The sequence below is a fragment of the Nocardia brasiliensis ATCC 700358 genome (assembly GCF_000250675.2).
Taxonomy (GTDB): Bacteria; Actinomycetota; Actinomycetes; order Mycobacteriales; family Mycobacteriaceae; genus Nocardia; species Nocardia brasiliensis_B.
The window spans coordinates 7,349,501-7,370,736 of record NC_018681.1 but is presented as its reverse complement, the minus strand read 5'-3'; the positions used below and the strand labels follow the sequence as shown (position 1 = coordinate 7,370,736).

Annotated in this window: 15 protein-coding genes; 1 reads left to right on the top strand and 14 read right to left on the bottom strand. The window is 69.4% G+C overall.

Annotation, left to right across the window (positions count from 1 at the left end):
• Positions 1-147: 147 nt before the first annotated feature.
• The 7 genes from O3I_RS32715 to O3I_RS32685 all read right to left on the bottom strand — a co-directional run bounded on the left by O3I_RS32715 (position 148) and on the right by O3I_RS32685 (position 7,135).
• Positions 148-1,464, bottom strand: a complete 1,317-nt coding sequence (locus O3I_RS32715) for an MFS transporter (RefSeq protein ID WP_051066802.1) — start codon at positions 1,462-1,464, stop codon at positions 148-150.
• A gap of 288 nt (positions 1,465-1,752) precedes the next feature.
• Entirely contained in the window at positions 1,753-3,186 is a 1,434-nt protein-coding gene (locus O3I_RS32710; RefSeq protein WP_014987310.1) for an apolipoprotein N-acyltransferase, read from the bottom strand.
• Positions 3,187-3,269: 83 nt separating this feature from the next.
• On the bottom strand, positions 3,270-3,932 hold the full coding sequence (locus tag O3I_RS32705) for a response regulator (RefSeq protein WP_014987309.1): 663 nt from the start codon (positions 3,930-3,932) through the stop codon (positions 3,270-3,272).
• A complete protein-coding gene (locus O3I_RS32700; protein ID WP_202804893.1) occupies positions 3,929-5,068 on the bottom strand; it encodes a sensor histidine kinase in 1,140 nt (379 codons plus the stop codon). The genes O3I_RS32705 and O3I_RS32700 overlap by 4 nt, the downstream gene beginning before the upstream one ends.
• An 89-nt stretch (positions 5,069-5,157) precedes the next feature.
• Positions 5,158-5,919 carry an SDR family oxidoreductase gene (locus O3I_RS32695; protein ID WP_014987307.1) on the bottom strand — a complete coding sequence of 254 codons (762 nt, stop codon included), beginning with the start codon at positions 5,917-5,919 and terminating at the stop codon, positions 5,158-5,160.
• A gap of 168 nt (positions 5,920-6,087) precedes the next feature.
• Positions 6,088-6,459 carry a hypothetical protein gene (locus tag O3I_RS32690; protein ID WP_014987306.1) on the bottom strand — a complete coding sequence of 124 codons (372 nt, stop codon included), beginning with the start codon at positions 6,457-6,459 and terminating at the stop codon, positions 6,088-6,090.
• Positions 6,460-6,568: 109 nt separating this feature from the next.
• Positions 6,569-7,135, bottom strand: coding sequence for a TetR/AcrR family transcriptional regulator (locus O3I_RS32685; protein WP_014987305.1), 567 nt, complete (start codon positions 7,133-7,135; stop codon positions 6,569-6,571).
• 116 nt (positions 7,136-7,251) lie between these two features.
• On the opposite strand from O3I_RS32685, the gene O3I_RS32680 reads away from it, so the two are divergent.
• Positions 7,252-7,689 (top strand): DoxX family protein, encoded by a 438-nt coding sequence (locus tag O3I_RS32680; protein WP_014987304.1) that lies wholly within the window; start codon positions 7,252-7,254, stop codon positions 7,687-7,689.
• 61 nt (positions 7,690-7,750) lie between these two features.
• Here the strand turns inward: O3I_RS32680 and O3I_RS32675 are convergent, their stop codons facing one another.
• The 7 genes from O3I_RS32675 to O3I_RS32645 are packed head-to-tail and all read right to left on the bottom strand — an operon-like array spanning position 7,751 to position 20,964.
• A complete protein-coding gene (locus tag O3I_RS32675) occupies positions 7,751-8,560 on the bottom strand; it encodes an SDR family NAD(P)-dependent oxidoreductase (RefSeq protein WP_014987303.1) in 810 nt (269 codons plus the stop codon).
• Between the two features lie 9 nt (positions 8,561-8,569).
• Positions 8,570-9,535 (bottom strand): DUF1702 family protein, encoded by a 966-nt coding sequence (locus tag O3I_RS32670; RefSeq protein WP_041563012.1) that lies wholly within the window; start codon positions 9,533-9,535, stop codon positions 8,570-8,572.
• A gap of 18 nt (positions 9,536-9,553) precedes the next feature.
• Positions 9,554-10,048 (bottom strand): flavin reductase family protein, encoded by a 495-nt coding sequence (locus O3I_RS32665; protein ID WP_014987301.1) that lies wholly within the window; start codon positions 10,046-10,048, stop codon positions 9,554-9,556.
• The gene (locus O3I_RS32660; RefSeq protein ID WP_014987300.1) at positions 10,045-11,202 is read right to left on the bottom strand and encodes an RnfABCDGE type electron transport complex subunit D; all 1,158 of its coding nucleotides are present in this window, start codon (positions 11,200-11,202) and stop codon (positions 10,045-10,047) included. The genes O3I_RS32665 and O3I_RS32660 overlap by 4 nt, the downstream gene beginning before the upstream one ends.
• Positions 11,202-13,205, bottom strand: coding sequence for a CRTAC1 family protein (locus tag O3I_RS32655; protein ID WP_014987299.1), 2,004 nt, complete (start codon positions 13,203-13,205; stop codon positions 11,202-11,204). Before O3I_RS32655 ends, O3I_RS32660 begins: the two co-directional genes overlap by 1 nt.
• Positions 13,202-14,623 (bottom strand): aminotransferase class I/II-fold pyridoxal phosphate-dependent enzyme, encoded by a 1,422-nt coding sequence (locus O3I_RS32650; protein WP_014987298.1) that lies wholly within the window; start codon positions 14,621-14,623, stop codon positions 13,202-13,204. The genes O3I_RS32655 and O3I_RS32650 overlap by 4 nt, the downstream gene beginning before the upstream one ends.
• Entirely contained in the window at positions 14,620-20,964 is a 6,345-nt protein-coding gene (locus O3I_RS32645; protein WP_041563011.1) for a type I polyketide synthase, read from the bottom strand. Before O3I_RS32645 ends, O3I_RS32650 begins: the two co-directional genes overlap by 4 nt.
• Between the last annotated feature and the right edge of the window lie 272 nt (positions 20,965-21,236).

Sequence of the window (21,236 nt, the reverse complement as noted above, 5' to 3'; positions counted from 1 at the left end):
AACCACCGGTACCGCTGGCAAGTCCGCATGTTCAGGTGTTTATCGGGGATTACCGCAATTTCGAGAGAATTGACCGGTCCGGAAAACAGGAGATGACCGAGGCGAAAATCGAGAATCGCCTAGGCCATTTCCGTGCTGTCGTTCGGGTCAGGGCGCCAGGGCGGCTCCCGCGGGTCCGGCGGGGACGATGGCCGGTGCGTCCTCGCCCGCGTCGGGCACCTCGGTGCCGCGCAGCGAAGTGCCCGCGGTTTCGCGCAGGAAGCACCAGGCGACCAGGCCGATCAGGCTGGCGCCGATCATGTACGCGGCCGGGAACAGCGACCAGCCGGTCGACTCGATGGCGGCCTCGTTGACCAGCGGAGCGGTGCCGCCGAAGGCCGCGGTGGAGACGTTGTAGGCCAGCGCGAAACCCGCGTAGCGGACCTGGGTCGGGAAGATGGCGGGGAAGGTCGAGCTGATCGTCGACAACTGCGGGACGTAGAGCAGGCCGAGCACGATGAATCCGGTAATCGCCCACGCGGTGCCCTGACCCATCAGCCAGTACATGGGCAGGGCCAGCACCGCCAGCCCGACCAGCGAGAACAACCACATCGGACGACGGCCGACGCGATCGGACAGGCGGCCGAAGAACGGCAGCGTGACCATCATGACCGTCTGGCCGATCAGCATCATCGCGGTGGTGCCGGATTCGCTGATGCCGATGGTCTTCTGCAGGTAGGTCGGCTGGTAGGTGAGCAGCGTGTAGTTGACGACATTGAGCGCGACGACGAGCCCGCCCAGCGTGAGCAGTTCCCGCCGGTAGGTGGTGACGAGTTCGCGCAGCCCGTGCAGGCCGCCGGGCCGATGCTCCTGATCGGTCTGCTCGGCGACCTCCGCGACCTCGGTGAACACCGGGCTCTCGTCGAGCCGCGAACGCAGGTACCAGCCGACCAGCCCGAGCGGGACGGCCAGCAGGAACGGGATGCGCCAGCCCCAGTCGTGCATCGCGTCGGAGCCGATGGCGAGCTGGCAGGCGAGCACCGTGGCCGAACCGCCGACAAAGCCCGCGAGCGTGCCGAATTCCAGGAAGCTGCCCAGGAAACCGCGCCGTTTGTCGGACGCGCATTCGGCCAGATACGTTGCGGCGCCGCCGTATTCACCGCCGGTCGAGAAGCCCTGCACGACCCGCAGGCCGATGAGCAGGATCGGGGCGAACACGCCCACGCTGCTGTGCGTCGGCAGGATGCCGATGGCGCCGGTGGCCGCGGCCATCAGCAGGATCGTGGTGGCCAGCACGGCTTTGCGGCCGATCCGGTCACCGAGGGGTCCCCACACCATGCCGCCGAGCGGGCGCAGCACGAAGGAGACGGCGAAGCCGAGCATGGTGCCGAGGGTGCCGAGTTCGCCGGGGAAGAAGGCATCGGTGAGGTAAGTCGCGGTAGCCGCGTAGACGCCGTAGTCGAACCATTCGGTGGCGTTGCCCATCGCGGACGCGGCGACCGATCGCCGTAACGGAAAACTCTCCGGTTTCTGATCAGTCACTGCATATCCTCTCCAGTCCGCGGACGGACGTTGACCTCGCTTCCAACCTCCGGGCGACCTGACAACCAGAGACTGGGCACGAAATAGACCGATACCCAGGTTTCAACCAGCGCAAACAGGCGGTGCCGCGGCGGATTCGGCCCGCACGCGGTGTGACCTGCGACGAAGGGGGCCGCTGTGCAAATAGTCACAGAACGATAACGGTCTGTCTGCGCGCGGTTCCCGCGCGCATCAGCCCGGCTGATCGATGCGCGACGCACCGGCCTTTCGACCTCCGGCCGCCGCGACGAGGGCACCGACGCACACCGCCACGCAGACCCAGCCGAACCAGTTCCCGAACCGCGCGTACACGGTGGACTCTTCGGTCAGTGGTATCCGTGCGAACGCGGTCCGCGTGACGCCGACGTCGGTGCGCGCGGCGGCGAGAACCCGGCCGCGGCTGTCGCTGGCCACCGATTCGCCGAGTTGCGGCGCGCGGGCCACGCCGAGGCCGGATTCGACGCCGCGCAGCACGGCCATCCGGCTGTGCAACCAATAGTCGTCGGTGAAGTCGAGCGCGGGCACCAGGAGCAAACGCGCACCGCGGCGCTGGTTCTCCCGGACCAGATCGGGATGGTCGAGGTCGTAGCAGATCGCCAAGGCCCACGGCCGGCCGGGCACCTGCTGCCACTGTGTGCCCGGCCGGTGCTCGTCCTCCAGGCCCGGGATCAGGAAGTGTTTGGCGTAGCGCACGCCGGAGGGGAATTCGATGGCGGCGTTGTAGCTGGTGCCGCCGGTGGTCAGGATGAGGCCGGCGACCACGTGGACCTCGCGCCGCCGCGACACCTCCGTCAGCGGCCCGGCGAGCAGCGCGAGCGTGGCATCATCGGCCCGCCAGGACTTTTCGGGCAGCACAACCACCTCGGCGCCGCGGTCGGCGAGTTGCTCGATCTCGCGGACCGCACGGGAGACCATTTCGCGTCCGTCCGCGGAGTCCACGGGGACGTACTCCGGCGGCTGCGTCACCGCGACCAACCCCACTGCGACCGTGTCGGTTTCGGGCGTCACGGCCAGTCGCCAGCAGCCGAACGCGAACAACACGACCACTCCGGCGGTTACCGCGCCCGTCGTGCGAAGGCGCTGTGCCCGAGTGATTTCCGGCGCGCAGAGCACCGCGATCGCAGCAGCCGGGAGCAGCATCAGGAAGGTGATGCCCCACACGCCGGTGAGCGAGGCCGTCTGGATCAGGGGCAGCAGGTCGGTTTGGCTGTAGGCGATACTCCACCAGGCGCCGAACGGACCCGCCACCGCCAGCAGGAATTCCACGGCCGCCCACCCCGCGGGCAGTGCCAGCACAGCGAAACCCGCTCGCCCGCGCAGCAACAGCGCGCGGGTGAGCACGACGACGCCGCCGAACAGCACGGTGGTCCCACCGAGCAGCAGAACCGTCACGGGGGCCGGTTGTTCCAGCGTGCCGAGAAAATAGGGCCACAGCTGGGCTACCACGCCGAGCCAGGACAAGGCTCCGGCCAGGAAGGCCGCTGCGGCGGATACCCGCGGGACGAGCAGCAGGACCGGGAGCGGGGCGAGGATCGCCAGTCCGGGCAGCGGTCGTAAGCCGGTGCCGAGATGCCAGAGCAGAGCGGAGGTCGAGATCGCCAGTGCGGCGAGTAGAAAACGTTTCACCCCATGAATATTCGAGCTGCGCGGGGTAGTGCACATCGCCGAGACGAGCGGTCTGCGACTCACTCCTACGGCGGAGAGCGCGGTCAGCGGCGCGCGCCCGGCACCACCAGTCCGGCCTCGTAGGCGAACACCACTGCCTGCGCCCGATCACGCAGCCCGAGTTTCGAGAGCACCGAGCTGACATGCGTTTTCACCGTGTGCTCGCTGACCGTCAGCGCCGCCGCCAGTTCCGCGTTCGACAGGCCGCGCGCGAGCTCGCGCAGCGTATCTCGTTCGCGCTCGGTCAGCTCGTCGAGGCGCCGGGTCAGCTCGGGGCGCGGGCTGCCGCGGTGACTCAGCTCGGCGATCAGGCGCCGGGTCACGGTGGGCGCCAGCAGCGCCTCGCCCGCGTTCACGACGCGCACCGCGTCGATCAGCTCCTCGCGGCGCAGATCCTTCAGCAGGAATCCGCTGGCGCCGGCCTGTAGTGCGTCGTAGACATACTCGTCGAGATCGAACATGGTGAGTACCAACACTTTCGCTGAGGTTCGGGCGCAGATGCGCCGGGTGGCGGCGACGCCGTCCAGCCGTGGCATGCGCACGTCCATGACCACCACGTCGGGGGCGAGCGAGTCTGCCTTGTCGATCGCTTCCAGGCCGTCGGCGGCCTCGCCGACCACCGTGATGCCGGGATCCGCGTCGAGGATCAGGCTGAACGCCGCACGGAACAGGTCCTGGTCGTCGACCACCAGTACGCGCATGGTCAACCCCGTTGTCCGAGTGGAAGTTCGGCGTCGACCGCGAAGCCCTCCGCGGCACGGCCGTGCCGCAGCGTGCCGCCCGAGCCGGTGACCCGCTCCCGCATCCCGAGTAGTCCGTATCCGGGCCGGGGCGCGCTTGCGGGACCCGCGCCGTTATCCGAAACACGAACGGTGAGTGCGTGATCGGACCACCGCAGCAGCACGTGCACGCGGCTGGCTCGCGCGTGCTTCGCGGTGTTGGTCAGCGCCTCCTGCACGACCCGGTACGCGGTGACCGCGACCTCGTCGGCGATCGCGCGGCGCGGCCCGTCCTCGGTTAGGGCCGTGCTGAGACCGGTGCGTTCGGACAGTGCGACGAGATCGGCGATCGCCTCGATGCCCGGTTGATGTGGTGGATCGGCCGGCTCGCCGCGCAGCGCGCCCAGCGAGCGTCGAAGTTGTTGCACCGCAACGCGGCCGGTCTCCGCGATGCCACCGAAGACCGCGTCGGCGCGCGCCGGGTCGGTGCCGGTGAACAGGGGACCGGTCTCGGCCTGCACGATCATCGAACCCACCGAATGGGTGATGATGTCGTGCATGTCCCGCGCGATGCGCAGGCGTTCGCGGTCCAGTGCCGCGCCGCGTTCCTCCTCGAGCCTGCGGGCGCGTTCCTCGAGCATCTCGATCTGCGCCCGGCGGGCCCGCACCCCGGTGCCGAGCGCCCACGCCGTGAGGAACGACATGGCCGCGTAGGCGTACGAGTCGGGGCTCTCGTCGGGGATGATCAGCGACAGCAGGATGCCGGCCGCGCCCGCGACGAAGGCCACGTGCCGTCGGCCGGACGGACTGTAGGCCGCGATGGTGTAGGCGCAGACGATGGTGCCGTACGGCAGTGCGGGCATCGCGTGCGCGCAGGCGAGCAGCGTGATCGCCGGGCCGACGATCAAGAACGTCGTCACGGGTGCGCGCCGCCGCCACCACACCGGTATGGACGCGAGGGCCGAGAGCAGGACGACCCACGACGGCTGTCGCGCGAGCACCGCCGGCCCCACACTCGCCACGGTGACCACCGCGGTCAAGCCGAGATCAACCGCGCCGGGCGGTAGTCGCTCGATCACCCGCCGGGTCGTCCCGTCGACGGCCGCCCTCACTGTCCTGCGCACAGCGATCAGTGTGGGCCGCGCCCGGCCCGCACCGCCTCACCCTCCGGATTGATCCGCGCCTCCCCCGCACGGATGAGTCGCCGCGACGCTCAGCCCACGTGGTCGGCGAGGAACTGCTCCCAGGTCAGCTCGCCGAGCTGGGTGCCGTCGAAGGCCAGGTTCGCGCCGGCCCGATAGGCCCTGCCCACCTTGCCGGGGAGATACACGGGCAGGAGCAGCCGTCGCTTGCCGGTGGCCCGCAGGTAGCCTCGGACCACCTCGGCCAGTTCGTAGACGGTCGGTCCGGCGAGGTCCGCAACCAGTCCGGCCGGTTCCGCCTGCGCCAACTGCACCAGCCGAACGGCGACTTCGCGTACGTCGACCGGTTGCAACCGCATCCCGCTCGGAATCGGCACCACGGGCAGCTTCGCCAGCGCGCGCACCGCGTCGAGGGCGAAATCGTGGAACTGGGCCGCGCGCAGCGTGGTCCACGGCACGCCCGACTCGGCGATGATCCGCTCCGATTCCGTCTTGGCCCGGTAATAGCCGAGCGGGATCGCGTCGGCGGCGATCACCGAGATGTACACCAGGTGCCGGACCCCGGCCCTGGCCGCCGCGTCCATCAGGTTCGCGGTCACCACCTCGTCGCCCTTCGGTCCGCCGGCCAGATGCAACACCACGTCGACGCCGTCGACCGCGGCCGCGACCCCCGCGCCCGTCAGCAGATCGCCGGTCACGTACTCGATTCCGGCCGCGGGCTCCTGTGCGTTCCGGCTCAGTAGCCGCACCTCGGCCCCTGCCGCCACCAGCAGCGGAACCACCTGTCGCCCCAAGGTCCCGGTCCCACCGGTAACCAGAATCGTGCCGGTCATGATCTCGTCCTGTCTTTTCTGTGGCTGTCTACAGAGATGACGAGAGACGTGCGCTGAATGTGACGGGTGAGACCGGGATCACCGCGGCCGCGGCTGCTCGTTGCCGGGTGCGACGCTCGAATGCGTTTCCCGACACGGGGTTCGAGCGACGAGGCCCGGCGCCGGCAGTCAGCTGGGCCAGGTTTCCTCGACGATGAGGGTGCCGTTCTGGACGGCGGTGGCGTGGTGTCCGGCCACCACGTCGGGCGGGTAGGTCGGCCACAGGGTGATCGCCCCGGAGGCTTTGTCGATGGTGCTCACGGTGCCGCCGATGGGCAGCGGTCCAGGCGGGGTGCGGGATTCGGTGGGCGCCGGGGGCGCGAAGGTGGCCACGACGACGAAACAGCTGTCGAACTCGGTGATCCGGTTGGTGACGCCGCGCCCGGCGTCCGCGTCGAAGGCCAGGTAGCGCTCGGCGAGTCGTTCCGCTTCGGCGAGGGTCACCGGGGTGGTGCACTCGGTCGGGTAAGCATGGATGTCCATCGTGTCGACGGCGGCCACGGGTGTGGCGCCAGCTCCTTTCCGCAATCCTGCTGCCCCACTGTGCCGTACGGGCGCGGTGGTTGTTCACGTTGTCCGGGATTTGCTGTCCGGCGGGGAAGTTTGCCGGTCAGTCGAAGTGCACCGTGGCCAGCATCCGGCGGGCCAGCGTCTCGGGATCGGCACCGGCGGCGAGACTCGAATTGTCCAGTGCCCCTTCCCGCCACAGCGCGGCGAAGCCGTGCACCAGGGACCAGGCCGCGAGCTGGGTCGACTGCTGCCGGTCGGCGTCGCCGGGGTGGATGGTGACAGTGCCGCCGCGCAACGCGGCGCCGGCCCGCAGCCGGGCTTCGGCCAAGCGCGGATCGTCGCCGCGTAACAGCGTGTGGCGGAACATCACGTCGAAGTGGCCGGGATGCTCGCGCGCGAAACGGATGTAGGCGACGGCGACCTCGCGGAAGTCCGGCCCCGCGGCTTCCAGTGCGGCCCCGAGCAACTCGAAACCCTCGACCGCCAGCGCGGTCAGCACGCCCGCGCGGTCGCCGAAGTGATGTGCGGGCGCCGCGTGCGAGACCCCCGCCCGGCGGGCCAGTTCCCGCAGCGATACCGCGTCGACGCCGTCGCTCGCGATCTGCGCGGCGGCCGCGGCCAGGATGGTGGCCCGCAGATCGCCGTGGTGGTAGCCGGTTTTCGCCATGTCTCGATGGTGCCCGAGTATCTAGTCATTGACAAGTTTGCGGGCGCGTCATAATCTTTCCACTGTCAAGATTGGGCGCGGGCAGCTGATCCAGCGCAAGACATGGAGGAGGCCTGATGGCACCGCTGATCGTTCTCGTCGTCATCACCGCAGCGGCTCGGTTCATCGGTGGGCTGGCCGGACCCGAGTGGCTCGATTCGTGGCCGCACGCCACCGCGCTCGGCCTCGCGGCGATGTTCGTGCTCACCGCCAGTGCGCACTTCCTGTCGCCGCGCCGCGAAGCCCTGATCGCCATGGTGCCGCCGCAACTGCCCGGCCCGGCCGCGCTGGTCACGCTCACCGGCGTACTGGAACTGCTGGGGGCGGCGGGGCTGCTCATCCCGGCCACCGCGAAGCTCGCCGCGGTCGCGTTGATCGCGATGATGGTCCTGATGTTCCCGGCCAATATCCGAGCGGCCAAGGCGGGCACCGGCATCAAGACCATGCCGCTGCCGCTGCGCACGGTGGTCCAGCTGGTCTTCATCGGCGCGCTGAGCGTCGTGCTCTTCGGCTGACCGGGCGACGCCCGTCCGCGTGGCGAATGTGCCGGCGCGGACGGGCTTTCGAGTGCCCGGGTCAGCCGGTGGCTCGGGCCTTCGCGATGGTGCGCCGCAGGAACGGCCGCGCGAGATCCTCGGGCAGGTTCGCCCAAGCCAGGAAGAACCGGGTCAGCGGATCGAGCGCGATGTGGTGTCGCCCGCGGGTCACCCCGCGCACCGCGGCCTCGGCCACCCGGTCCGCCGACATCGGCCGGATGGAACCGGTGATCGCCTTGGTCTCCACCGGTTTACGGACGTTCTCCTTGGCCAGACCGGGTGTATCGGTATCCGCCGGATAGATGACCGTCACCCCGACACCGGCGGGTTCGGCCTCGTAGCGCAGGCACAGCGCCAGCTGCCGGATACTCGCCTTGGTCGGCCCGTAACCGCTATAGCCTGGGATCCCGAGAAATGCCGACGTGGAACTGACCAGAAGCACCTTGCCGCAAGCCCTTTCGATCATGCCGGGCAGCACGCAGCGCACCGCGTGCACCGCGCCGAGATAGTTCGCGGCCATCTGCACTTCGAACTCGCCGTGGTCGACCTCCAGGAACCGGCCGGGCAAGGTCAGCCCGGCACAGCAGGCGAGCACCGCGCAGGGTCCGTGTTTCTGCTCCAATTCGGTGATGGCCGAACGGAGTTGCTCCCGGTGTGTGACGTCGGCGACCGCCCAGTCCCCGCCGATGCGCTGCGCGGTGTCGCGCAGCGGCGCCTTGCGCCGGGCGATGACGGAGACCGCCGCGCCACGGCGGGCGACCGCGGCGGCCACCGCCGCGCCGATGCCCTCCGACCCGCCGGTCACGATGACATGCCTGCCGGCCCACTGCGTGTCGCTGCGACCGCGCATCGACGATCCTCAGGCCCGGCTCGCGGTGACGATCTCGGCGATCCGATCCCGCCACCGCAGATACGTTGCCGAGGTTCCGTCCGCGGGCAGGTCGCGCAGCGAATCCGTCATCAGCGCATCGGTTTCCGCGACGGAATGCCCGCAGAAGACCCGCGCCGCCGCCTCGGTGTGCTCGTTGGTGCTGTTGGTCTGCTGCCGGATCTTGGTGACCATCGCACAGCCCAACGCGACCTGGGGCCGGTATCGGCCGGAGATCTCCCAGACCGCGTCCAGCTCGGCCGGTTCGACGCCACCCGCGAAGGTCACCGCGATGCCGATACCGCTCCACAGGTCGGCCCGCCGCGGCTCGGCGAACCCGCCGACGAGTTCGGCCACCCGGCCCGGCGTTGCGCCGCCGATGAACCACAGCGCCCGGCCGAGGCCGTTGTCCGCGATGCGCCGCAGGTTCGCCCGCTCGCCCATCCAGCGCGGATAGCGATTGTCGATGTACTGGCGATCCACGTAGCGCGCTTTCTGGAAGAACGCCTTGTAGAAGCCGTAACCGTCGACCGCGAGCCATCGGAACAGCGGATGCTGCGGAAAGAGGTTCCGCCACCGGGGTTTCGGGATCTTCGCCAGCGCGAGCCCGACCCCGACGACCATGGTGAGGTCGTGCATCTTCGAGTCCGGTCCGGCGATCAGGTCGGCGGCCCGGTGGCCCGGGGAGAGCGAATCGATGGCGGTGAGGCCCACCGCGGCGCCCTCGTAGGCGAATCCGCGATACTTCGGCGGCACCTGAGCGAGCTGAGTGATCAGTTCGGCATTGCCGGAACTGCGCACCGCCTTATCGATGCCGCCGACCAGGTGCATGGTCACCTGCTCCAGTTCCAGCGCGGCGTGCGGGTTCGACTGCTCGAAGCCCCGCATGACCGAACGCACACTGGCCGGGCTGGGAACGAACAAGGCCGAGCGGATCGGGCCCAAAGGTGAAGGCATGACAGGGTTCTCCGTTCGTCAGGGCAGGAAGGGGCGATAGCCGCCGTCGTAGAAGGCCAGTGCCCCGACAGCGGCGAAGTCGGGGTGGCGCTCGGCGTGCACGACCTCGCCGATCACGATGCTGTGGTCGCCGCAGTCGTGGCTGGCGTCGAGCTTGCACTCCAGGCCGGCCACCGTTCCGGTGAGCAGCGGCGCGCCGGTGTGCGGTCCCGCGTACCAGTCCAGCTGCCGGAACTGTGCCGTGCCATCGGGTCTCGTCGAATCGGCGAAATAGCGGGCCAGCACCTCCTGATCGGCCGAGAGCACCGAGACGGCGAACGCGCCCGCCTCCCGGATCGCCCGATGCAACCTGGCGGTGTGCGCGACGCACACCAGGATCAGCGGCGGATCCAGCGAGACGGAGGTGAACGCGTTGGCGGTCATCCCGTGCGGCCGGGGCCATCCCGTGGTGATCACCGTGACGCCGGTGGTGAACGCGCCGAGCACGCGGCGCAGCTCGGCGCTGCCGGTCATGGGCGTACGGCCTCCTTTTCCGGTGCGGTCCTCACGGTTTGGCCGGCTACCTCGACCAGTGCGGGTTCGGCGGGCTCGGGCAGCGGCACCGCACGCCGCTGCCACCATCCGACGAGGCCGCGGCCCCACCAGTACGCGCCGCGGGCGCCGCAGGTGAGCACCAGCGCGAAGAACAGTCCGTAGGAGATGTGCAGCTGGGTGACGACGCCGTAGAGCAGGCCGACCGAGGCGCCGAACATCCACTGGTACTTCTTGCCCATCGGCGTGGTGCCGGGGTCGGTGACCATGTAGTTGGTGAACAGGACGAACGCCAGGCCCGTCATCATCGAGAGCGCGGCCAGGGTGGACGTGTTCGGGTCGAGCACCCCGCGTACCACCGCCTGCAGCACGAACGCCGCCAGCCAGGCGAAGATCAGCGGCATCTTGCCGGTCAGTTTGGCATTCAGCATGGTGCCGCTGAACAGCAGCGCGATCACGATGAGCGCGTCGGCCGGCCCCGAGATGTACTCCACGAAGTGGTACGGCGGCGCGACCGCGATCATCGGGAAGACCAGGATGACCACCACGATGCCGAAGTTCGACGGATTCATGAAATGCCGCATCCGGCCGTTGATCTCGGCGCGCAGCACCCACTTCGCACCCACCGCCACGGTGACACCGAAGATCACCGGCCACAGCCGATCGTGCGCGAACACCAGGAAGTTGAACGCCAGCCCGGTGATGTGCGCGGGCAGCAGGAACTCGAACAGCCCGCGCGGACCGCGGCCCATGAACGCTGGTGCGCGGTGATAGGCCCACGCCGCAAGGACTTCCAGCCCGATCTCCACGGAGTATGCGGTGGCGAGCGCGACGAACGGCCAAAGGAAGGGCTGCTCGAACCCCAGCAGCGGAAAGCCGACCAGATTGAAGATGGTGATCGAGATGGCGAAGTTGCGTAGCGCGAGATAGCGCTTGTCCTTCGCCGGGGCGGGCGTCTGGACCCACTCCTTCGCGAACTCGGCACCCGAACGTTGCAGGGCGGCAATGCGTTCGGTCGCGTTGGCCGGGTGACCGTCGCCGTTCGCCGCGGCCCCGCCGTTGGTTCCGGAATCGGGCGGGCGGGCGTCCGGTCCGCCGTTCGCCGCGCCGGGGTCTGGTTTTTCGTTCCCGCTCATCACTTGACCTCCTGAGCGTTCGAGGTGAGGCTCACCGTGTGCCGGCCGGGCGTGAGCTGGATGGTCTGTTCGTGCGGCACGCCGGAGCTGTCGCGCCAGCAGAGCCGTACGTTCAGCGGCGCGTTCGGATCGACGTCGCCGAGGCCGAGATGGATTTCGGTGGCGCGCTTTCCGGTGTGACCACTGCCGCCGTCGAGATGGGCGGCGTGGATCCTGCCGTCCGGTGTACGCACCTCGACCCGGGCGTCGATGGCGGGCACGCCGAGCACCGGCAGCCCGGCGACGGTGGTCGCGGGGGAGCCCGGTGCGGTCGGCTTGACCAGTTGCAGCCCCAGATACCGGCCGTTGTCCGCCCGATTGTTGTGGTAGAACGTCGGATCCGCCCACTGCCTGGCCACTGCGAAGCTCAGCGCGCCGTTGCCCGTGGTGTCGCCGACGGCGATGCCGCGCGACGGGATCGGCTGATCCAGGCCGAGCGCGTGGGTGAGGTTGGCGAACTTGCCGTTCGCGTCCTGGCTGAAGAAGCCCACCGGATCGCTGCCGGACAGGTCCGCGCCGGGGCCGATGATCGGCCACGCCTGTGGATATTTCACCAGGTCGTCGTTCATGGTGCCGGCTTCCTGGATCTGTGCCCACCGGTTGGTGTCGCCCTTGATCATGCCGGTGGCCTGGACCACCTCGTTGCGACCGTCGTTGTCGAAGTCGTCGATCTTCGCGTCCCAACCCCAAGTCTCCCAAGCCAATCCGACATCGGGGGCGCGATTCTCGAACGGGGCCACGCCGTCGCCCAGTTCGGCCGCGGCGTCGGCGGTGTCCTTCGCGGTGTTGTACCAGGCGAAGTGGCCCTCCATCAGGGCGAACCGGGCGGCGATATTGCTGACGAACAGATCGGGCAGCCCGTCTCCGTTCAGGTCGCCGAAATCGGCGGCCATTCCTTTGTTCGAATCATGGCCCATCACATAGGACTTCGGGTCGGTGAGGCCGCGTCGCCCTTCGGCGTAACCGAATCGGATATCGCCGGGCTTCGACTTGTTGACGAACATCCGGTCCTTGCCGAAGTCGTTGGCCACATACAGTTCCGGCAGTTGGTCGCCGGTGAGGTCGGTAGCCGCGGCGGCGAGCACCCACCCGGTGGCCTTGCCGATCGGGAAGGGGTGGTCCACTTCTCGATAGTCGACCGAGGGATCCGGGCCGGACCTGGCGCTGTGCAAAGTGAAGATGTGATTGCCGCCGCCGTTGAGCGCGTTGGAGAACGAGTCGGTCATCCACAGCGCCATCCGGCCGTCCTGCTTCAGCACGTCCATGTCGGGAAAGTAGTTGCCGATGAAGATGTCGGTGGTGCCGTTACCGTCGAAGTCCGCGACGGCGACCGCGGCGGTGATCCAGCGGGGCCCGTGGTATCCGCCGTCCTGCGTATCGGGTACCGGTACCAGGTCGATCGGCCGAAAGGTCTTGGCGTCCAACTTCGTCGCGTCGGCCCGTTGCAGCAGGACGATCGGGGTGCGGCCGTAGAAATGCACCAGCAGGTCGGTCCGGCCGTCGGAGTTGTAGTCACCGGGCACGCACCCCGACGGCACGGTGGCGTCGTCCACCCGCAGCGGCGCCCAGTCCAGGACGAAGGGCTGGTAGCGACGCGTATCGCTGTCCGGCGTCGGGGTGAGATAGACCTTGTCCGAACGGACGTCGACCATGCACAGGTCGTCGGCGAGCCGGTTGCCGTCGATATCGTTCATCGCGGCGGCCGCGCCGACCGAGGAGATCCAGGCCGAGAGGTTCTCGTACGGTTTGCGTACCTCGCGGATCGTGCGGTCGGTGCGTACCCCGTCGGGGATCGCGATCGGCATGGGGGTGAAGTCGAACCGGCTCGCGATCGGCCCGCCCGCCGCGTCGTGCGTGGGCAGCAGCGCGCTGCGGGCGGGGACGAACAACGCGCCCATCAGCAGCAGGGCGACGGCGGGCACGACGGCTTTGCGCAGGAGTGATCTGTTGACGGGAATCTTCACGAGGTCTCCTCCTGGAAGAGAGTGGATTGCTGTCCTGCCGTGGCCGCGAGTCCGTCCAGCACGTCGCGCAGCGTCACCAGCGCCCGGTCGAGTTGCTCCTCGGTGTGCCGGCAATTGACGAAGAACCGCAGCCGGGCTCGGCCCGCGGGCACAGTGGGATGGGAGATGGCGTTGACGCTGAAGTCGCGCTGCAGCATGGCGACCGCGCCGAGCACCGCGGGTTCGTCGGCGCCGGTGATGATCGGCGTGATCGGCGTGCCCTCGGAAGTGCCGGTGTCGAAACCGCTTTCGCGCGCCCGGCGGTGGAAGTACCGGGCATTGCGTTGCAGCGCGGCCACCCGTTCGGGTTCGTCGCGCAGTACCGCGAGGCTTTCCAGCGCCGCCGCGACGGCGGCGGGCGCGGGCGCGGCGGTGTACATGCTCAAGCCGCCCGCCACGTACTTGAAACCGTCGACCAGTTCCCGGTTTCCGGCGAGATAGCCGCCGACGCTGCCGATCGCCTTGGACAGGGTGCCCATCCAGACGTCCACCGCGTCGCCGGGCAGGTCGAACAGTTCGCGCACGCCGAGCCCGCGGGCGCCGAGCACGCCGAACGAATGCGCCTCGTCGATCATGATCGAGCAGTGGTATTTCCTTGCCACCTCGATGATCTCGGGCAGCCGGACCACATCGCCGTCCATGCTGTACACGCCCTCGACCAGGACGAGGGCCCGGTCGAAGCTGCGCCGCGACATCTTCAGGATCGCCTCGAGCGACTCGGGATCGTTGTGGCGGAAGGTGACCCGCTTGCACCGCGCCCACTCGGTGCCCGCCACCATGCTGTTGTGGATCAGCGAGTCACAGATCGCGAGATCGGTTTTGCCGAGCAGGAATCCGATCGCCGCCGCGTTCGTCAGGTATCCGCTCGCGGTGATGATCGCGGCCTCGGTGTCGTAGGTGTCCGCGATTTCTTGTTCCAGCTCGCCGTAGAGCGGTAATTCGCCCGCGACGATGCGGACCGCGGCGGCCGAGGTGCCGTACCGGTCGATGGCCGCCTTGGCGGCCTGGCGCACCCGCGGCGACGCCGCCAGGTCGAGGTAGCCGAAACTGCTGAAGTTCACCACGTCCCGGTTCGCCATCCGCGTGACGGCGCCGTTGACGCCCTCGTGTGGCAGGTAGTACGGATTCGGCAGCTCCATCTGTTCGAGCCACTTGTCGAAGCGGCCGAAACGCCGCTCGGCCTCCAGTACCCCGGGGTGGTCGCGGAAGGAGGTCGTCGCCCGCTCCGCCTTGCCGTGACCGTTCGCGGTATCCGCTTGCCCGGCAACGACACTCGGCCCGCCTCCGGTGCCCGCGCCGCCGTTCGCCGCGCCGCCGTCACCGTGCTTGGCCAGCAGTGCTCGGGCGAGCTCGCGCGCCTCGTTCTGATCGATGGTCATTCCGTATCGCTCCTCGCCATGCGCTGCTCCTCCTGCACGATCTGTTCCGCCAACCGGGCGCCGAGACCGCGCAGCGTCAGCCCGATCGCGGCCAGCACCGACAGCTGTGTCCCGAGCACCTTCACCACCCGGGCGCCGAATTCCATGCCCATCAACGAGTCCATGCCGAGGTCGGGCAGCGGGGTGTCCAGGTCCACCGTGTCCGCGCCCACCCCGAGCACCACGGCGAGCTGCTCGACGAGCAGATACGCCACCACCTCGCCGCGTTGCTCGGCGCCGAGCGCCAGGATCTCGGCGCGCAGCGCGCCGACACCCGACGTGCCGCCCGCGGCGGCGACCAGCTCGGCGAATCGCGGGGTGCGTGCGGACGGACGATGCACGGTGGCCCACTGCGCCCAATCCACGTCGATCAGCGCGATCTGCGGGAGGCCGAGACGCAGGCATTCGCGCAGCTGTTCGGTCGCGGTGTCCATCGCCACCGACCGGTAGCCGGTGAGTTCGGCGTAACGGGTGATCGCCTCGTAGTCGGCCATACCTCCGCCCGCCATGAAGCCCCAGTTCACCGCCAGCGCCACCGCGCCGCGGGCCCGTCGTGCGCCCGCCAGCGCGTCCAGCACCGAATTGGCTGCGGCATAACCGGATTGCGGACTGATGCCGACGATGCTGCTGGCCGAGGAGAACAGCACGAAGTAGTCCAGGTCGATCCCGGCGGCGGTGAGCGCACTGTCCAGATGCAGCGCGCCGGCGACCTTCGGCGCGAAGACGGCGTCGAGCGAGGCCAAGGTGACCTGGGTGATCTCCAGGTTGTTCACCACCCCCGCGGCGTGGAAGACGCCGCGCAGCGGATGGGCGGCAGTGCTGCTGCGCTCGATCAGGGCGGCTACGGCGTCGTAATCGGCCACGTCCACTCGCTCTTGCACCACCGTGACACCGGCTGCGGCGAACTCCGCCAGCGCGTCCGCGGCGGCCGCGGTGCTCGCCCCGCCGCGGCCGACGAGCACCAGCCGGCGCGCACCCGCGCGCACCAGCCAGCGGGCGGTGGCGAGCCCGAACGCGCCGAACCCGCCGGTCACCAGGTAGGCGGCGCTCGGGTCGATGGACACCTCGGGCACTTTCGGCCGCACCATGGGCCGTGGCGCGCGCAGATCCAGCACGATCCGCCCGATCTGGGCGGAGCGCACGACCGATTCGAAGGCCTGCGCCACCTCGTCCGGCCCGAACGCGGTGTAGGGCAACGCCTCGTAGATCTCCGTGTCCAGGGCGTGGATCACCCGTTTGGACGTGGTGCGCACCAGTTCCGGGCGGTGCGCGAGGGCGCGGTCGACATCGACGGCGAAGAACGACACATTGCGGTCGAACGGCCGCAGGTCGAGCGCGCCGCCGGTGTAGATATCGGCCTTGCCGAGCTCGATGATCCGGCCGAATTCGCGGACCACGCGCAGGTTCTGGTGCAGGATCTCCCCGGGAGCGGAGCTGTACACCACGTCGACACCGTGACCGCCGGTCAGTCGCAGCACGTCCTCGACGAAATCGACCGACCGGGAGTCGAAGACGTCCTGCGCGCCCATGGCCCGCGCGACGGCGCGGCGCTCGGGGGTGCTCGCGGTGGCGAACACGCGCGCGCCCATCCGCCGCGCGACCTGTACCGCCGCCATGCCCATGCCGCCGGCCGCACCGTGCACGAGCACGGTCTCGTCCGCACGCAACCTGGCCAGTTCGCCCAGCGTGAATTCGGCGGTGAGCAGCGGTAATGCGGAGCTGCAGTGGCAGGGGTCGAATTCCTTGTCGCGAGTGATGTCCATCCGCTGGGTGGCGCCGTCGTCGGGGCGGATGGTGAGGTAGCGGGTCACCATGCCGCGGCTGCACAGCGACATCAGGTCGCCGGGCACGACCTCGGTGACGCCGGGACCGACCCGGACCACCTCGCCCGCGCCCTCCATCCCGACCTCGACACCGAAATACGTTCCGGCCAGCTCCTTTTCGGTGAGTACGCCGAGAATCTTGAGCGGGTCCTTGTAGTTCAAGCCGACGGCGTCCACCCGGATCTCCACCTCGCCGGGGCCGGGCGCGACCCGCTCGACCGCGCGCCAGGACAGTTCCGACAGCAACCGGGAGCGCGGGATCTCCAGGCGGAAGGAGGATTCCGGGTCGAGCGGGCGCGCGAGGTCCCAATTCGCCAGCTGATCGCGCAGGGTGTGGCGCAGGTGCATGGCCCAGCACGCCCCCGCGCGCAAGGCGACCTCGTCGGCGCGGGCCGCGAGCGGGTCGCCGGCGAAGACCTGCGCGATGACCTCGCTCGCCGGGGTCTGCGCCTCGACGTCCACCAGCCGCCACTGCGCCTGGGGCAGCTCGTTGAGCAGGGTGCGCCGCGCACCGGTCAAGGCCGCGTGCGGGAGGTTCGCGTGCCGGTCCACCGGCAGGCAGAACGCGTGCTCGGTCACCACGACGGCGCGCAGTTCCGGTGGGGTGTCGGTGTTCTCGGCGAACAACCGGCTGATCGCCTGGGCGACCAGGACGAGCGCGTAGACCGTGTGCACCGGGTCGAGTTCCGAATTCGCCACCACCACTACGCGGCTCCGCTCGACGCCGGGTCGCTCGTGTGCCGTCCGCAGCAGTTCGAGCAGCTGATCCGCCGCGGTCTCGTCCTCGGTGCCGAGGGTGCGCAGTTCGCCCGAGGTGCGCACGGCCGCCAGCTCTTTGGCGCGCTGGGAAACCGTGCTGCCCAGACTGAGCACCAGCAGATACTCGGCGGCGGCGTCGGCGTAGGTGCCGGCGTCGGTATCGATTCCGGCGTCGTCCACGATCGACCAGACCGGCTCGTAGAACACCTGATCCAGCAGTTCGACGCTGTCCTGACGGGCCGAGATCCGCGCGAACCGCACTCCAGCCATGCTCAGCGCGACCCGGCCCGTCGCGTCGGCGAGGTGGATGTCGGCACGCAGTGGATCGTCCGGTGCGCGCGAGACGCGCACCCGCACTTCGTCGTCCGGCAGCGGCGCGGACCAGCGGACCGACGCGACGGCGGCGGGCACGACGACCTCGGGGGCGTCCCCGGCCGATCGTGCCGACAGCGCGGCGAAGCACTGCAGGGCGGCGTCGATGACGGCCGGATGCACCAGGTGCGGTAAGGCCGGAGTCGAAACCCGCGGCAGGGCAGTGAGATCGAGACGCGCCAGCACGCCGTCCACGCCGACGTGCGCGGAGCGCACCAGACGGAACGACGGTCCGTAGGCCAAGCCGTGCTCGGCCAGTCCGGCGTAGAGCAGGTCGACGGGTATGTCGACGGCGTCGTCCGGTGCCGCGACGTCGACGGTCCGTGATGTCACGTCCGCCTCGACCAGCCGCCCGAACGCGTTGACGGTCCAGGTGGTGTCCGCCGCGGAGCGGGAGCGGACAGTGAACCGATGGGTGGCCTCCTCGACCGTCAGTCGCACGACGGGCACGTCGTGCGCGCCCACGATCAGCGGCGCGGCGAACTCGACCCCCTCCAGGCCGAACGAGGTGCGGCCGGTGCGCACCGCGACGGCGCTCAGCGCGGCATCGAGGTACGCGGCCCCGGGCAGCACCACCGAGTCCTCGACCACGTGGTCACGCAGCCACGGCAGGGTGGTGATCGACAGCTGCACTTCCCATTCCGGCGCCGACGCGCCGGTGCGCTCGCCCAGCATCGCGTATCCCGAAGTGGCGCCGAAGCGGTCGTGCCGTGTCGCGGGGTCCTCGGTCCACAGCGTGCGGCGCTGCCACGGATACCTCGGCAGATCCAGGTGCTCGACCGGCGCGTCCGCGGCACCCGGTGCGCGCGAAACATCCAAGACACCGGCGCGATACAGGTCGCCGACCACGCGCCGCAGGCTGTCCTCGTCCGCGCAGTCGCGCGACAGCGTGCTGAGGGCCACGCCGGACAGCCCGCGTTGGGTGAGCGCCTCGCGAATATTGCCGCGCAGCACCGGGTGCGGCCCCACCTCGAGGAACACCGGATTGCCCGCCTCGAGCAGACCGCCGACGGCGTCTGCGAAGCGCACCGGCTCGCGCACGTTGCGGCACCAGTACTCGCTGCCCCATTCGGTGCCCGCCAGCGCCGTGCCGGTCACGGTGGACCACAGCGGGATTCGGGCCACGGTCGGGCGCAGCCCGGCGAGAACAGCGCGGAGTTCGTCGAGAATCGGGTCCATGAGATGGCTGTGATACGGCACCTCCACCCGCAGGGGTTTCGCGAAAATCTCTGCGGCGGTGAGGCTTTCCCGGAGCTGCTGCAGTACGCCGAGGTCGCCCGCCAGGGTGACCGCGTTCGCGGAGTTGACCGCGGCCACACAGACCCCGTCGAGGTCTTCGATCTGCCGCAGTGCCGTGTCCTCGGGCAGTCCCACGGCGAGCATGCCGCCACGGCCTGCCGTGGTCGCTTGCAATCGCGACCGGTGGTAGCTGACCAGCAGCGCGTCGTGCAGTGACAGCGCGCCGGAAACGTAGGCGGCGCTCACCTCGCCGACACTGTGGCCCAGCACCGCGCGCGGGCGGATGCCGAGTTCGGCCAGTTCCGCGGTGAGCGCGACCTGCACCAAGAAGTTCGCGGGTTGCGCGAAGACGGTACCGGTGATCCGCGAGTCTGCCTCGTCACGCAGCAGTTCGGCGATGATCGACCATGCGGCGATCGGCCGGAACACGGCGTCGATCTCGTGCGCGACCGCGGCGAACCGGCCGCCGGCCCGCAGCAGGCCGCGGCCCATGCCCCACCACTGCGGCCCCATACCGCTGTAGACGAAGACCGGGTCGGTGCCGAGCTCAGCCGGCGCCCGGCTCGGGGTCTGCCCACCGCCGCTCGCGAATTCGGCCAGCTGGGTCCGCAGATCGTCGCCGTCGCGATAGGCGAACGCGGCGCGCAGCGGGTGGTGGGCTCGTCGCGTCCACGCCGCCTCGGTAAGGGCCGTGGTCGCGGTCGTCTCGGCGAGTGCGCCGATCGATCCGGCTAGCTCGCGTAGCGCCGTCTCGTTGCGTGCGGAGAGCGGAAGTATCGGAAACGGCTGGGAATGAACATGTTTTGTCGGCAAAAGGGCGGGGGCCTGTTCGAGGACGGCGTGGGCGTTGGTCCCGCCGTAGCCGAAGCTGTTGACCGCGACGACCGCCCGTCCGTCGATGCGGGGCAGCGGCGCGGGCTCGAGCGGCACCCGCAGCCGCAGTTCGTCGAACCTGATCTCCGGATTGGGTGTGTCCAGGCGGAATTGGGGCGCGATGGTCGCGTGGTGCAGTGTCAGGGCGGCCTTGATGACACCGGCGACGCCCGCGGCCGCCTCGGTATGGCCGATGTTGTTCTTGACCGAGCCGACCGCCAGCGCGTCTTCCCGGCCCGCGACGGCACCGTAAACGGTACCGAGAGCGTGCATTTCGAGCGGATCACCGACTGCGGTGCCGGTGCCGTGCGCTTCCACGTAGCCGATCTGGTGCGGTTCGATTCCTGCGAGACGGTGCACCCGCCGCGCAAGGGCCTGCTGCGCCCGCGGGTTGGGCACCGGGATGGCCAGGGTGCGTCCGTCCTGGTTCACGCCGCTGCCGCGCACGACCGCGTAGACGCGGTCGCCGTCGCGCTGTGCGACTTCGAGCGGCTTGAGCAGGATTGCCCCGGCGCCCTCGCCGCGCCCGTAGCCGTCGGCGGCCGCGTCGAAGGTCTTGCACCGGCCGTCGGCGGAGAGGAAGCGGCCCTTGCACATCGAGATATAGGCCTCGGGGCGCAGCATCGCGTTCGCCCCGCCGACCAGCGCGGCCGCGCACTCGCCCGCCTCCAGCGCGAGCACCGCCTGATGCAGCGCCACCAGCGAGGACGAGCAGGCGGTATCGATGGTCAGGGTGGGACCGAGCAGATCGAGCAGAAAGGCGATCCGTGCCGACAGCAGGGTGTGCGACGCGCTGGTGGGACTGTGGCTGTTGATCGCGGCGCGGGCCAGCGCTCCGCTGCGCACCAGCGCGTTGTCGTTCATGAACCCGCCGACGAAGACACCGACCTCGCGCCCGCTCACCCGGCCCGCCATGCCCGCGTCGTCGAGTGCCTCCCAGGCCACCTCGAGCAGCAGCCGCTGCTGGGGGTCCATGATGGCGGCCTCGCGCGGCGAGATGCCGAAGAAGTCGGCGTCGAAGTCCCACAGCGACCGGGTCAGGAAGCCGCCGTGGCGCACATACATTCGGCCGGGGGCATCCGGGTCCGGGTCGTAGAACTTGGCCAGGCTCCACCGGTCCGGCGGCACCTCGATGATCCCATCGCCTTTGTGCAGGACCAGATCCCAGAAACTGGCCGGGTCGTCGATTCCGCCGGGGAATCGGCACCCTATGCCGACTATTGCTATAGCAGACATGCAAAAGTCCTTGGCTGTCGCGACATCGAATTCCGCGCAGGGACCGGCAATTTCTCGGTCGCGCCGCCGAATCGTTTGAAAGACACCGGAATAATGCGCCCGCCGAGCGTGATAATCAGCCGCGTCGTCCGGTGTGAGAGTGGTTCCGTGGTAGGAGTGCTGTGTCCAACCATGGTAGGAGAGTTGCTCGTCGACGGTCAATAAGTATCGGTCGGCAGTCACGAAATGCCTTGTCATTGACCTGAAATGGTGCCGATAGGCCTGCATGACAG